The sequence below is a fragment of the Galbibacter sp. L-19 genome (assembly GCF_056857615.1).
Genome location: NZ_JBSXNL010000042.1, coordinates 1 through 14,095, shown reverse-complemented (window position 1 = coordinate 14,095; position 14,095 = coordinate 1). Strand labels below are relative to the sequence as shown.

Sequence of the window (14,095 nt, the reverse complement as noted above, 5' to 3'; positions counted from 1 at the left end):
ACGACTTTTTTGAGTACCTTAGCGAAATGAATTCCGCCCATATTTATACCGATGTAAAAATTTTCACCAAGACCATTAGTTCCAATACATCACGGTCGCATAGTCATAATTATTTTGAGTTGATATATGTATTAAAAGGAAAAGGCAAGCATACGATCAACAAAAACCACTATGATTTTTCAAAGGGAGACCTGTTTTTGTTGACTCCTGAAGATATACATAACTTTGCCGTTGCCGAAACAACTACCTTCTGTATCATAGATTTTACGGAAAGCTTTTTTAGCGAAAATCCCAAGAAGAAAACTGGGAAAGCGGATTTGAGCAGGTTCTTTAAAGAACTGGAATATGTTTTCCATAACCACCACAATATACAGGGGAATATTATTACGGAGAACGATAAAATGATTTACCGGGCACTGATCGATCAGTTGCTAAATGAGGAAGACAATAATCGACAATACAGGTTTATTATAGCACAAAACATCGTTTTTTTACTACTTCATCTTGTGGCTAGAAATATTCAAGAAAACATTATCGCACATTCTAAACTAAAGGATCCAAAAAACAAGATATATGAAATCATTACCTATATACAACAAAATATTTATGAAAAGGATCTTATTAAACTTAAATCATTAGCTGACAATTTTAATAAATCGCCCGATCATTTAAACCGGTATTTTAAGCGGGAAACAGGCAAAACAATTAAAAGCTACATCAATGCTTATAAGATTGAACTTATTAAAACCAGGTTAAAGTTCAGTAACCTTAGCATTTCAGAAATTGCCGATGAACTGAATTTTACAGATGGTAGTCACCTTAACAAAATTTTTAAAAAAGCTTATGGTAAAACCGCTTATCAATACAAAGACACCATTGATTGAAGCAAGCCGTTAGTTACACCTTGTTAAAAAATCTCAATGCTTATGAATATTCCCTTTTAGCACAAAAAAGTAAAGCAGAAATGCGGCGATAACCAGAAGGATAAGTACAATAATACCCTTGACCTTATCCTTTTTTGTGATTTTGTTCTTAGATGGCTTCTGAACTTTTTTCTTTCTTCTATTTCTTCTGTTTTGAGACATCTAGTTATATTATTTCCAATTCATTTTCTGTAAACGTATGGCATTGAGTATGGCCAGGAATGCGACACCTACATCTGCAAATACGGCCTCCCACATTGTAGCCATTCCAAAAGCACCTAAGACCATAACAGCAATTTTAACCCCGAATGCCAAACCGATATTCTGCCAAACAATTCGTCTGGTAGAACGCCCTATTTGAATGGCCCTTGCAATTTTGCTGGGCTGGTCGGTTTGGATGATGACATCTGCGGTCTCAATGGCCACATCGCTGCCCAGACCTCCCATAGCCATACCTACATCACTCGTGGCTAAAACGGGGGCATCGTTGATACCGTCCCCAATAAATGCTACTGTGGTACCGGTTTCCCTTTTGAGACGCTCAACTTCGTTGAGTTTATCTTCCGGTAATAATCCTCCCATTGCACTATCCACACCCATTTCCCTACCAACTTCTTTGGTTATGGAATCCTTGTCGCCAGAAAGCATTATGATTCTTGATATCCCCGCTTTACGGATTTGTTTGATTGCTTCGTGGGCATCTTCCTTCAGTTCGTCAGCAATGGTTACGTAGCCTGCAAATTGACCATCAATTGAAACCATTACAATAGATTCTACAATGCTTTCAGTTTCCGCAGGGACTTGAATATTGTTTGAGGTCATTAAGGCCTTGTTACCAACTAAAACCGTTTTACCGTTTACTGTGCCTTTCAAGCCTTTTCCTGCCACCTCGGATACTTCGGAAGCTTCAAAATCCGCACCTTCGGTCTTATATTCCAGAATCGCCTTGGCAATGGGATGGGTGGACTGTTCTTCCATCGCCATCAGGTATTTCATAAATTCCGCTTCCGGGAAGGCATTATTATTAACAACATCCTTGATCTTAAACACGCCTTTGGTAACCGTTCCCGTTTTGTCCATTACCACGGTATTCACTTTGGTCATTGTATCCAAGAATGACGCTCCCTTAAAAAGAATACCGTTGCGAGAGGCAGCACCCAAACCACCGAAATAGCCCAACGGAATCGAAACAACCAGGGCGCAGGGGCAAGAAATAACAAGGAAGATCAAGGCACGGTACAACCAATCTTCAAAAACATAATTATCGACAAATAGATATGGTAAAAAGGTCAGTCCAATAGCAAGGAATACTACTATAGGCGTATAAATCCTTGCGAATTTTCTGATGAACAATTCCGTCTTTGATTTGCGGGCAGTGGCGTTCTGTACCAGATCGAGAATACGGGCAATGGAACTGTCCTTGAATTCTTTTGTGGTCTCGATTTCAATAACGCCATCGAGGTTGATGCTTCCGGCAAAAACCTTCTCGCCTTTTGTAACGGTACCGGGTTTGCTTTCGCCAGTAATGGCAGCAGTATTCAGCGAAGCTTTTTCGGATAAAAGCTTACCGTCCAAAGGAATTTTTTCGCCTACGCGAACCTGAATTTTTTCGCCGATCTCTACCGTTTCTGGGTCAACGGGTACATAATCACTTTTTCGATATACCAAGGCTTCATTGGGACGCACATCTAACAACGCTTTTATATTGCCCTTCGCTTTTTTGACCGCAGCACTTTGAAAGAGCTCGCCAACAGCGTAAAAAAGCATTACTGCCACGCCCTCGGGATATTCGCCTATGGCAAATGCCCCCAATGTTGCGATTGACATTAAAAGGAATTCGGTAAAGAAATCCCCATTTTTTATACTTTTCCAACCTTCAATAATAACGGGAAACCCAACAGGAATATAGGCTACAACGTACCAGATTATTCGAACCCAACCCTCGAAAAACGGGAAGGCATCAAAATAATCGATGACAATACCCGTAATCAGCATTACAAAGCTGAAAATAGCGGGTAGGTAGGTTCTAAATTTTGATGCCTTTTCCGGACTACTATGGTTATGGCCATCATCGTGGCTATGTTCGCCAGAATGTTTCTGGTTATCGATATCCCTTAGATTTTGTTTTTTCTTCATCTTGATTTTATTATTTCAAACCTTGATAGGGTTTATATTCTTTATCCCCGAACTCTTGTTCTATTTGCAGAGTGGTATGGGTTATTTCAAATTTATCGTGCAATTGTTCCCGGATATCATATAAAAATTGATCTTCGTGCCCATCGGGAACGACCAAGTGGGTAGAAAGTGCGGTTTCGGTAGTGCTCATCGCCCAGATATGTAAATCGTGTACTTCTTCGACCCCTTCAATATTCATTAAATATTTTTCCACTTCATCAATGTCGATGTTTTTGGGAACGGCATCAATGGCTATTTTTACGGAGTCCCTCAAAAGCCCCCAGGCACTATATAAAATGACCAGGACAATGACCAAACTAAGCGCAGGGTCTATCCACGTTAATCCTGTGTATTTAATGGCAAGTCCACCAAGAAGCACTCCTAAAGTTACCCCGGCATCGGCGGCCATATGTAAAAATGCACCACGTATGTTCAAATCGCCTTTTGAACCTTTCCAAAAAAGGAAAGCCGTACCGGTGTTTACCACCAAACCAATAGCCGCTACAATCATTACGATGTTACCGGAAATTTCTGCTGGATTTTGGAATTTTTGAATGGCGTCCCAAGCGATCAGTCCCGCAGCTGCAATAATAATCAGGCCATTGATCATTGAGGCGAGAATAGTGGTTTTTCGTAAACCATACGTATAGCGTTTTGAGGGTCTTTTTGTGGCTATTTTAATTGCCGCCCAAGCAAGTATCAGACTAAATACATCGCTTGCATTGTGGCCTGCATCCGCCAAGAGCGCGGAAGAATTTGCCACAAATCCGTAGTAGAGTTCTACTGCAACGTAGATGCTATTTAGTGCTATTCCTATACCAAAAGCCTTTCCGTAGTTCTGTGAACCGTGTGAATGATCGTGTGCCATAATTATCTATTTTATTTTTTTATCCATTGTTTAGCTATTTCCCTATTTTCCAAATCAAAATAGTTGATCTCCGCGTTGGTAAACGGTTTCATAAATTGGGCAATCCAATCCTGCCATTTTTTTTCACCCACCATCGCTATTTTTTCATAATCTTTTGCGTGGGCCGTGTCCATTTTCAGGTCCTCCCATAACCCGGGAAAATCCCAGCCTGTAAAATCTTCCATTTCAAAATACCACCGAACCTTCATTCCCTTGTCCAGTATAGCGTGGATAAGCGGATAGATTTTTTCTATATCCTCTTTTCCCAGTGTGCCGGTCGCTTTTGTTGCAACAATATTTTTTTCTTCCAACTCGATTATATGTAACATTTTTTTTAGGTGTTAAGTGATTATTATCCTTCTAAATCGTAAAACCATTCCTCTGCTTTTATAATGGCCTTAGTGATAGCTTCTTTTTCCGTATAGTTTTTCTTTAACACCAGTTGTTTGGCAATTTCCAGTGCCTTTTTCCTAACAAGGGGATTAAGGGAATCTAGGTCTGTTTTAAAATCTTCGAACATCGAGTCCATCTTATTACGTTATTATTTAGAACGATATGATTAAATTTCCTTTTTTCCACCTCCGTTTTAAAATCAGATTTATATTTATTTACTTCATATTCATTCGGGAGTGTTTATCGTCGATTTCATCAACCTCCCGGCAGCAGCATAAACAACAAAAAGCCTCCGAAGAAAGCGGCGGTCAACCAAATATTTTGCTTGCTTTCGTGCGCCTCCACCAACAATTCCTCGGTAACCAGGTACAATAGGGCAGCCAATCCAAAGGCCAAAATGATTTCCAGAAAACCTGTCGAAACCCCCGCCAATAAGGCAGCACTCAACAAGGTACTTCCAAAAACCAAAATGGATAACCCAAGTATGGTAAAGATTATTTTTTTGCGGTTGATGTTAGCGTTTCCCAGCGTGATGGAGGTGGCCATCCCCAATGAAAGCAGTTCCACAGAAATTGCCACGGCTAAAAAAATTCCGGTCTCCTGATTGGTGACAAAACCGATGCCCATAAGCACCCCGTCGATCAACAAGTCGATCGCGATTACCAGTATAAAAGCTGTGGGGAATCCGGTTTCTTTCTTTTGCTCTTTTTGAGGTTCTAAAAAATAGCGAATCCCCAGCATTAGAAGTACACCTGCACCAAAACCGATTGCAATTTCCGGAACGTCGTGCTTAGCCATAATTTCCGGAAGGATTTCAACTGAAACCACCGAGAATATCACCCCTGCGGCAAAATGTAGGATAGCACTCCGTACTTGGACATTTGGTTTTTTTAAAATGGAAACGATTCCACCCAGCAATAGCGCAATTGGGGCAATAGCACCGTACATCAAGACATTTGAATAATTTTCCATCGGTGTTTTGTTTATATCTGATTTGATTTTTAACGCGATAACTTTAAATTTTTATAATCTGATTGATCCGTTTTCCGTTTTGTGTTTTTTGCTTTTCTACATTTTATGCACAGGCCTTTTATAACTAAATTCACATCGGTTATTTCATACTTATCCGGCAGACTATCCCGGCGTACTTTATTGGGCAAGCAGAATGTGTTTCCGCAATGTGTACAATGAAAGTGCAGGTGAAGATCCAAACCTTTTTCATCGGAAAGCGCATATTTGGCGACTGCCATTCCGTCATCTATTTGATGTACTATTCCCTTTTCTTGAAATAGTTTTATGGTTCTAAAAATTGTTGTCCTGTCCGCTGTTTTATTATCATCGTTTTTTTTGATGAAAGTCTTTTCTATTTCCCTTAATGTTATGGCATAAAACTTCCTTTTGAGGTATTTATAAATAGTACACCTCGTTTCGGTAGGTCTAATCCCTTTGCCAGCAAGTATTTTTTCAGCTTCTTTCATCTTTAAATAATCAAACGACACTACATTTTTCGCATATACCTTTAACAACCAAATTGACATTTTCGGCCATATACCCTTCCGGCAGGTTGATGTGGGGTATTTTATGATCGGTTAAGCAAACCGTCTCATCACAGTTGGTACAATGAAAATGAATATGCAAATCCTGATCTACCTCACAATTGCACCCGCTTTCACAGAGGGCATATTTGGGTATGCCGGTGCCATCGTCTATTTGATGTACAATTCCATTGGTCTCAAAGGTTTTAATGGTTCGGGATAGCGTAGCCCTGTCCGATTTAACAAAGGCCTGCTCTATCTCGGTCAATGTTACGGCCCTTTCCTTTTTCGCCATAAACTTATAAATAAGGATGCGCATTGCGGTGGGCCGCACATTATGCTTGTTCAGAAGGGTTTCGATTTCACTCATATTTCAATGCATTTTACTTCTGAAATTGCTTTATCGACTTTCCGGTCTTGATCTGGAAAGCATCTTCTACATTGGAAAGATAGATGATCCCATCACCGGGGGTTGGTGTTTTTCCATTTTCAATAATAATATCAATGGCCCTTTTCGCTTCTTCGTTTTGGCACACCAGTTCCAGTTTGACCACCGGGCTATCGGTTATATGAAAGTCCAAAGACGGGGAAGCTCCTTTAGCTTTGAACCTGCCCGTACCTTCGCCTTGTGAGAGCGTCATACTTTTGAATCCGGCATCACTCAATGCCTCAATTGTTTTTTGTACCCTGTTGGGCTTTATAAATGCTTTAATTTCTTTCATTTTTCTGATTTTATCTGTTAAACTTTTTTGTAAAAACAGGACTTACCAAAATCTTTACTAACCTATTGACAAACAGTCTTTGGCAAGCCCAGCTAATGATAAATTTAATGCCCGTGTTCTGTTTCCCCTTTTTTCATTTCCGAGATCAGGTAATATGCCTTGTTCCAGACCACTTTTTCGCCGGACTGCAAAGGTTGTAATAGTTTAATCTCAACCCATCCATCATCTTCTTGGCCGGTTACGACTTTTAAGGGGCTCAACGCCCATTCTTCCTCGCCACCTTCGGTTACCTTTTTGGCCGTAAAAATGTACGGCTCCCCGTTTTCGGTAATGATCGCCTCTTCGGGAAGGGCGGGTACCTGATTCTCTGAAGTGGCTATCTTACCCGTAATGTACATACCAGGAAACAGATTGCCCTGCTTCTTCTCGATCTCAGCGTGCACGTGAACCGCTTTGGGATTCTGCTCGAATGTTTTTCCTACGGAATAAATTTTTGCACTCAGATCGGATTCGGGAAGGGATTCGATATTAAATTCCACCGTCTGTCCCTCTTTAACCTTGCTGACGTCCTTTTCATATACCATAAGGTCGGCGTGGATATGTTCGGTATTCACGATCTCGAAAATTTCGGTCTGTTGCTGGACAAATTGTCCCACTTTAATATTCACTTTTTCCACGTAACCGTTGATTGGGCTTACCACGGGAACTTGGCTATAAACATTCCCGTTCCTGATGCGGTCCAGACTAACTCCAAATAAGCGTAACTTGGATTCCAGCCCCTTAACCATCCCCTTCATACTGTTGTATTCCGATTCAGTTTCCTGAAATTTTCTTCCGGAAGCCACTTCGGCATCGTACAAGCGTTTTTGACGGTCATATTCCTTATTTAAAAAGTTCATCCGATTATAGGCATTGGAATAATCGGTCTGCAATTTGATAAGATCGGGATGGCTCAAATACCCCAAAATGCTCCCTTTGCTCACCTTATCGCCCTCAATGACCTTTATGCTCGTCACGTTGGCTCCAATAATTGCGGTAACGGCAGCTTCATTTTGCGGGGGCACTTCCAATTGCCCGTTGGCCTCCACGAGCCCAGTAAGGCTCTTGGTGGGCAGGCTATCCACCTTCAATCCCATCGCTTCAAACTTTTGTTGGGACAGGTGCAGTTTTTTGCCCTCGAGGCCTGCGCTTTCTTCCTGATGCTCGCCACCATTTTCGGCAGAAGCTGTTTCATTATGCTCTTCGTGCCCACTTTCAGCGGTTTTTTCCTGTTTACAGGAACTTAAACTGAATAGGACCAGGGCTGCGTAAAAAATTGATTTTATATTGAAATTCATAGTTTCTGTCTTTATTGTTTAGCGGAATTGAGGAAAAATTCCAGTTCGTATTTTGATCTCAGATAATTGTTAAGTGCATCCCAGGACTTACTTTGAATGCCTATGGCGTCGCGTACCGTTTGCAGAAAGGTGGTATAATCGATACCGCCCTCTTTATAGGCAAAAACCGCCCCGTCCCGTTGCTCTTTGGCCAGCGGAAGGGCTTCCTGTTCATAGTACTGCCAAGATTCCAGCCATTTTAGATAGTCCTGTTGCAGGTCCTTATATTTTGAATTGACCTGAAGCTGTTTTTCCCTGAAATTCTGCTCCGCAATCTGGGTCTGTATTTTGGCCGATTGCGCCTGCCCCAGTTCAGGGCCGAAAAAGAGCGGAATGGAAATCCCGACCTGAAAGTTGAAGAATCCGTTCTGTCCCGCAATTTTCTGCCGCCCATATTGTGCGTTGAACTTTGGGAAAAACGCTTTGTTGCTGAGATTACGCTCGGCATCGGCCACCTCGATCTGCCGCTCATAATATTGCAGCATCGGGTGGCTCGTGATCGAATCCTTTCGCTGTAGTATGGGCGTGTCCATTTCATCTACACCTGCATCCGCAACGGTAAAGAGCGTATCGCTCACCAGCCATAAATTCAGTTTTTGCAGATTGCCCAGATAATCCCGATAGACCTGCATTTTCTGAAGGCTTACCTGCCGGGCCTGATTGGTGGCGGCCAAATATTCCAGCTTCGAGGAAGCCTCGGTCTCATAACGGATACGCGCCGCCCGTTCAAAATCGCTAAAAATGGAATCGAGTTCCACATACAATTGGTACTTCCGTTTGGAGGTGTAGGCATCGCCCCAGGCCTTGCTCACTTCCCGTTCGACTTGAAGGGAGGTTAGATCGAGTGCCGTTTCACTTAGGGCAATTTTCTCATTTTGTACCCTATTTTTGGCACCGATACTGAACACATCGATATTCTGCTGCTGGACGCCAATGGTGGTATAAATACCTTCATCGCCATTGGGACTGTCCGGCAACTCTTCACCGCCCGTAAAAATATTAGTAGTTCCCAAATCCCAAGCCGTTTTTTTCAGAGCCTGTTGATTCTCTATTTCCAATTGGGCCGCTTTTAACTTGGGATAGTTCGCTTTGGCTTTTTCAACCGCATCCTGTAAAGAAATTGGGGTAAACCCTTGTTCAACCTGAAGGCTATCCTGCCGGGGCGCATTTTGCTGGAGGCTATCCTGCGTTTGCGCACTTGCACTTGCCGGGATGGCCATTGATATAAGACCCAATAAAACGGCGATCAGGGCAGGGTTTATAGCAACTTTACCCGATTTTCCGTTGTTGTTTTTTCCAGTTTTTTCAACAAAACTGTATAAAATGGGAACTACGATAAGCGTAAGCAAGGTCGCGGTTATCAATCCGCCAATGACAACCGTTGCCAATGGTCGCTGTACCGAAGCACCCGCCCCGTGGGAAAGTGCCATCGGAAAAAAGCCCATTATTGCGGCCAGGGCCGTCAATAAAATGGGACGGATCCGTTCCTGTGTCCCTATTAAAATACGTTCCTGTATATCCATAACACCTTCTTCTTTTAATGAGTTCAATCTACTGATGAGTACCAGGCCGTTTAATACCGCAACCCCGAAGAGTACGATAAAACCAACACCCGCGGAGATACTAAAGGGCATCCCACGTATGGCAAGCGCAAAAATCCCGCCGATGGCCGCCAAGGGAACCGCCATATAGATCATAATGGATTGTGATAACGAACCCAACGCAAAATAGAGTAATAGGAAAATAAGCGCCAAAGCAATGGGAACCACAATGACTAAACGGTCTTTCGCCCGTTGCAGGTTTTCAAAAGCACCGCCGTATTCAATATGGTAGCCGGGCGGCAGATCCAATTGCTCATCCATTTTTGCCTGGATATCGTGCACCATTGATTCTACATCTCGACCCCGTACGTTCACCCCTACGTAAATCCTTCGAGAGGTATTGTCCCGGGAAATCTGCATCGGTCCCGGTTGGTAACTGATATCGGCCACCTCTTTTATGGGGATCTGGTTTCCACCGGGCAGGTCGATCAATAGGTTTTTTAGATTATCGATGCTTTGGCGATGTTCCTTGTCCAATCTTACAACCATATCAAAGCGCTTTTCGCCCTCAAAGATGACCCCTGCGGAACTCCCCGCAAAAGCAGTGCTTACGTACTGGTTCAGTTTTTGGATGTTCAGGCCGTATTGGGCTACCTTTCTTCGGTTAAATCGAACTGTCATTTGTGGCAGTCCCGAGGTGGCCTCCAGGTTCACATCGCCGGCACCGGGCACGGTCTTGATTATATTGGCCATTTTAGAAGCCTTTTCAGTTAAAACATCAAGATCTTCACCATACAATTTAATCGCTACATCTTCCCGAACACCGGTAAGCAGTTCGTTAAATCGCAGTTCCACGGGCTGACTAAAAACGAAGTTGACCCCGGGAACGACCGATAATTTTTCTTTGATTTTTTCGATCAATTCCTCTTTTGTTTCCGCCGAAGTCCAATTATCCTTGTCCTTGTCCAAAATAATGTAGGAATCGGCAATATCCATTGGCATCGGGTCGGTCGGGATATCGGCCACCCCGATCCGGGCCACCATCGTTTCCACCTCGGGAAAGTTGTCCAGCACAATATTCTCTATCCTCTTTGAAGTCTCGATGGATTCGGTCAAAGAACTTCCCGGCCTTAACAAGGCCTGCATTGCGATATCGCCTTCATCGATACTTGGGATAAATTCCCCGCCCATTCGGCTAAAAGAATATCCGGCACCGACAAGCAGTACAACTGCGATGACCAGTACGATAATGCGGTGGTTCAGGGATTTCAGGATTACCGGCCGATAGCCGTTGTTGATACGGCTCATCATCCCGTTGCTAAAGCCCGAGATTTTATCTTCAATCTTATGAAACCAATTTTTCTTTTTCGTCGCCGGTTTCATTGTAAGCGAGGCAATCATCGGTACGTAGGTAAGGCATAATATAATCGCCCCTAATACTGCAAACCCGAAGGTAAATGCCATAGGGCGGAACATTTTGCCCTCGATCCCGGTCAGGAATAAAATAGGTGTAAATACGATCAGGATAATGATCTGTCCAAAGAAGGCCGAATTCATTACGGTACTACTCGCATCATAGACCACTTCATCCATTTCGGACTGATTAAAACTCTGTTTTCCACGTTTAATGCGTTTTTCAATCTCGTGTACCGTTCCCTCCACAATAATCACAGCACCATCGACAATGATACCGAAGTCGATTGCCCCGAGGGACATCAGGTTGGCCCAGACCCCAAAAGCTTTCATCAAAATAAAGGCAAACAGCAGGGAAAGCGGAATTAACGAAGCGGTAACCAATCCTCCACGGAAACTACCGAGGAGCAGCACCAGTACAAAAATCACGATAAGTGCCCCTTCTATAAGGTTTTTCTCTATGGTTGCCGTAGTCCTTCCGATGAGTTCGCTTCGATCTAAAAAAGGCACGATCTTCAATCCTTCCGGCAAAGATTTCTGTACTTCTTTAATTCTGTCCTTAACGGTATTCACGACTGAATTGGGGTTATCACCGCGCAGCATCATAATTGTTCCCCCTACAGCCTCTTGACCATCCTGCGTAAAGGCACCGTAGCGGACTTGGCTCCCAAAATGTACTTTTTCGGCAACGTCTTTCACTAAAATAGGCAGGCCATTTTCGTTTTTTATCACGATCTGACGGATATCGTCCAGCGAACGTGCCAAACCTTCCCCACGGATGAAATTGGCCATTTTGTTCTTTTCGATGTAAGCGCCCCCGGTATTCACATTGTTTTCCTGAAGGGCATCAAAGACTTCCGTCATTGTTACATCCATCGCATTGAGTTTGGCGGGATCGATGGCAATTTCATATTGCTTGATCTTCCCACCAAAAGCATTGACTTCCACAACACCTTCCGTTAAGGCCAATTGGCGTTTTACGATCCAGTCCTGTATGGTTCGTAATTTGGTCGGAGAAAATTTATCCTCATAGCCTTCTTGTGGTACTAGGGAATATTGATAGATTTCGCCCAGACCGGTGGTGATCGGCCCCATTCCAGGACTACCGAATTGTTCGGGAATCTCGGATTTTACTTCGTTGAGCTTTTCAGAAATCAGTTGGCGGGGCAGGTACGTGCCCATATCGTCCTTAAAAACAATGGTCACCACCGAAAGCCCAAAACGCGAGATAGACCTTACTTCTGTAACGCCCGGTAGGTTGGCCATCGCCAACTCTACGGGATAGGTTACAAATTGCTCGATGTCTTCGGTGGCCAGATTGGGCGACTGTGTGATAACCTGTACCTGGTTATTGGTAATATCGGGCTGTGCGCCCAGGTTAATGGTGGACATTGAATAGACGCCCACTCCCACGAGTGCGAGTACCATCAGTCCCACGATAAGCTTGTTCCGGATGGAAAAAGCGATGATTTTATTGATCATAAAAGTTGAAAATTTAATTCAGTTTTTGAAATGTAAAAGAGTGGCCAAAAGAATCTTGACCTGTCGAAAAAGGATATAGCATAGCTATCCTATAAAAAATGAATTAAACTCTTGGAGGATCTAAAAGGGACGAAATAGGCTCTTCGCCCAAACTATCAAAATGAAGGAAAACCTTAGAAGATATTTCTGTATTAATTGGCTTAAAATTCGCTGAAGCAAATTCCACCGTATGTACGTGACAGCAATGGCAGGTACAGAAAGGGGGGCAAGTATCTGACAAGCTATGGTTATGATCCAAATTTGAAGCGGCTACGACCACGGTCTGAGAATTATCGGAAACCACATCCGCACTAACATCAGTACAGGGAAACGCATTGAGCGTTAGCACATATAAACCGAATATGAATGTTAGTAATTTCACGTTGCAAAGATAACAAAATTGTGATGCATAGGGTGTGCAAAGTTTATCCCATAGGTTTTAATTTTTCACAGACATCTTTTTCATTCTATTTTGATTGAATTTATTCTCACAGCCTTCTCTTTCTATACAAAACCCTAATCAGGCTGGGAAGTACGAAAAGCAATAAGGGCAGGCCAACAACAAAACCCCCGATTACGGCAATTGCCAAAGGTTGCTGCATCTGTGCACCGAGACCAATGCCGAGTGCAAGTGGCATCAAGGCTAAAATAGCCCCCAAGGCAGTCATTAGTATAGGCCGGAGACGAAGGGCGGTCGCATAATTTATAGCCCAATCAATATCCTTACTTTTCAATAGGTTCTGTTTAAATTGGTTGACGGTAAAAATCCCGTTCTCGGCAATGATCCCTACGATCATTATAATGCCCGTATAACTACTGACGTTCAACGGAATGCCGAAAATAAATAAGGCCAATATGCACCCCGAAATCCCCATTACGGAAATAAACAACAAGATCAGGCCGATCCCCCAATCCTTAAAAAGGAACAGGATCACAGCAAACACAAAGAGCGATGCCATTGCCAGAATAAGCAAAAGTTCATTAAAGGACTGTTGCTGTTCTGCATAGGCACCCCCGTAAACAATGCTATAGCCCTTAGGCAGCGCCAGATTTTCTTTGAGCTTTTGTTGGATTTCCGAAACTGCGCTCCCCAGATCCCGATTATCGAGCCTTGCCGTAAGGCCAATGACCGATTTAAGGTCTTCCCTCTTTTGCTCGATCTCCCCGGGGACAACTTCTACTTTACTGAAAAATGATAGCGGACGTGTAGTTCCATTCGGAAGAAAAATCAATTGTTCCTTAAGTTTTTCAACGTCATTCTTGTCAAAGTCCGTAAACCTGAGCAATATCCTCCGCATTTGTTCCCCATCCTGTAGCTCCCCTATTTGCAGGCCGCCCGTCATAGCTGCCTGTGCCGGCGAGGGCGTGGGTTGGTTGGCGGCATTTAGGCCCAAGGGAACTCCCCCGGTGTAGGCCGTGAGCTGTTTTTGGAAGTCTGAAAGCGGGATGTTGTACTTCCCTGATATAGGTTGACCACTTAAAGTCAATTTATATGAAAGCAACTATAAAATTAATTAAGAAATCCCGTAAGTTTTCTGAAGCGTATAAAAAATCTATTGTTGCAGATTTTGAAAGTGGTAAATTTAGCG

13 protein-coding genes are annotated in these 14,095 nt (G+C 43.1%); 1 reads left to right on the top strand and 12 read right to left on the bottom strand.

Features of this window, described 5'->3' with window-relative positions:
• The first annotated feature begins 26 nt into the window (after positions 1-26).
• Positions 27-884 carry a helix-turn-helix domain-containing protein gene (locus tag AC13CQ_RS05425; protein WP_008612730.1) on the top strand — a complete coding sequence of 286 codons (858 nt, stop codon included), beginning with the start codon at positions 27-29 and terminating at the stop codon, positions 882-884.
• Positions 885-1,094: 210 nt separating this feature from the next.
• Here AC13CQ_RS05425 and AC13CQ_RS05420 read toward each other — a convergent pair whose 3' ends face one another.
• The 12 genes from AC13CQ_RS05420 to AC13CQ_RS05365 all read right to left on the bottom strand — a co-directional run bounded on the left by AC13CQ_RS05420 (position 1,095) and on the right by AC13CQ_RS05365 (position 14,008).
• Positions 1,095-3,059, bottom strand: coding sequence for a heavy metal translocating P-type ATPase (locus AC13CQ_RS05420; RefSeq protein WP_008612728.1), 1,965 nt, complete (start codon positions 3,057-3,059; stop codon positions 1,095-1,097).
• Positions 3,060-3,069: 10 nt separating this feature from the next.
• The gene (locus tag AC13CQ_RS05415; RefSeq protein ID WP_008612727.1) at positions 3,070-3,966 is read right to left on the bottom strand and encodes a cation diffusion facilitator family transporter; all 897 of its coding nucleotides are present in this window, start codon (positions 3,964-3,966) and stop codon (positions 3,070-3,072) included.
• A gap of 11 nt (positions 3,967-3,977) precedes the next feature.
• Positions 3,978-4,334, bottom strand: coding sequence for a SpoIIAA family protein (locus tag AC13CQ_RS05410; protein WP_008612726.1), 357 nt, complete (start codon positions 4,332-4,334; stop codon positions 3,978-3,980).
• 23 nt (positions 4,335-4,357) lie between these two features.
• Positions 4,358-4,534 carry a hypothetical protein gene (locus AC13CQ_RS05405; protein ID WP_008612725.1) on the bottom strand — a complete coding sequence of 59 codons (177 nt, stop codon included), beginning with the start codon at positions 4,532-4,534 and terminating at the stop codon, positions 4,358-4,360.
• A gap of 119 nt (positions 4,535-4,653) precedes the next feature.
• Positions 4,654-5,370: a ZIP family metal transporter gene (locus tag AC13CQ_RS05400; RefSeq protein ID WP_008612724.1), complete on the bottom strand. Its 717-nt coding sequence runs from the start codon at positions 5,368-5,370 to the stop codon at positions 4,654-4,656.
• Between the two features lie 29 nt (positions 5,371-5,399).
• Positions 5,400-5,876, bottom strand: a complete 477-nt coding sequence (locus AC13CQ_RS05395; protein ID WP_050989681.1) for a Fur family transcriptional regulator — start codon at positions 5,874-5,876, stop codon at positions 5,400-5,402.
• 10 nt (positions 5,877-5,886) lie between these two features.
• Positions 5,887-6,303, bottom strand: a complete 417-nt coding sequence (locus AC13CQ_RS05390) for a Fur family transcriptional regulator (protein ID WP_008612722.1) — start codon at positions 6,301-6,303, stop codon at positions 5,887-5,889.
• A gap of 13 nt (positions 6,304-6,316) precedes the next feature.
• On the bottom strand, positions 6,317-6,655 hold the full coding sequence (locus AC13CQ_RS05385; RefSeq protein WP_008612721.1) for a P-II family nitrogen regulator: 339 nt from the start codon (positions 6,653-6,655) through the stop codon (positions 6,317-6,319).
• 104 nt (positions 6,656-6,759) lie between these two features.
• The gene (locus AC13CQ_RS05380) at positions 6,760-7,992 is read right to left on the bottom strand and encodes an efflux RND transporter periplasmic adaptor subunit (protein WP_008612720.1); all 1,233 of its coding nucleotides are present in this window, start codon (positions 7,990-7,992) and stop codon (positions 6,760-6,762) included.
• Positions 7,993-8,003: 11 nt separating this feature from the next.
• Positions 8,004-12,467, bottom strand: a complete 4,464-nt coding sequence (locus tag AC13CQ_RS05375) for a CusA/CzcA family heavy metal efflux RND transporter (RefSeq protein ID WP_482882730.1) — start codon at positions 12,465-12,467, stop codon at positions 8,004-8,006.
• A gap of 103 nt (positions 12,468-12,570) precedes the next feature.
• Positions 12,571-12,888, bottom strand: coding sequence for a DUF6660 family protein (locus AC13CQ_RS05370; RefSeq protein ID WP_083833461.1), 318 nt, complete (start codon positions 12,886-12,888; stop codon positions 12,571-12,573).
• A gap of 106 nt (positions 12,889-12,994) precedes the next feature.
• Entirely contained in the window at positions 12,995-14,008 is a 1,014-nt protein-coding gene (locus AC13CQ_RS05365) for an efflux RND transporter permease subunit (RefSeq protein ID WP_482882729.1), read from the bottom strand.
• Between the last annotated feature and the right edge of the window lie 87 nt (positions 14,009-14,095).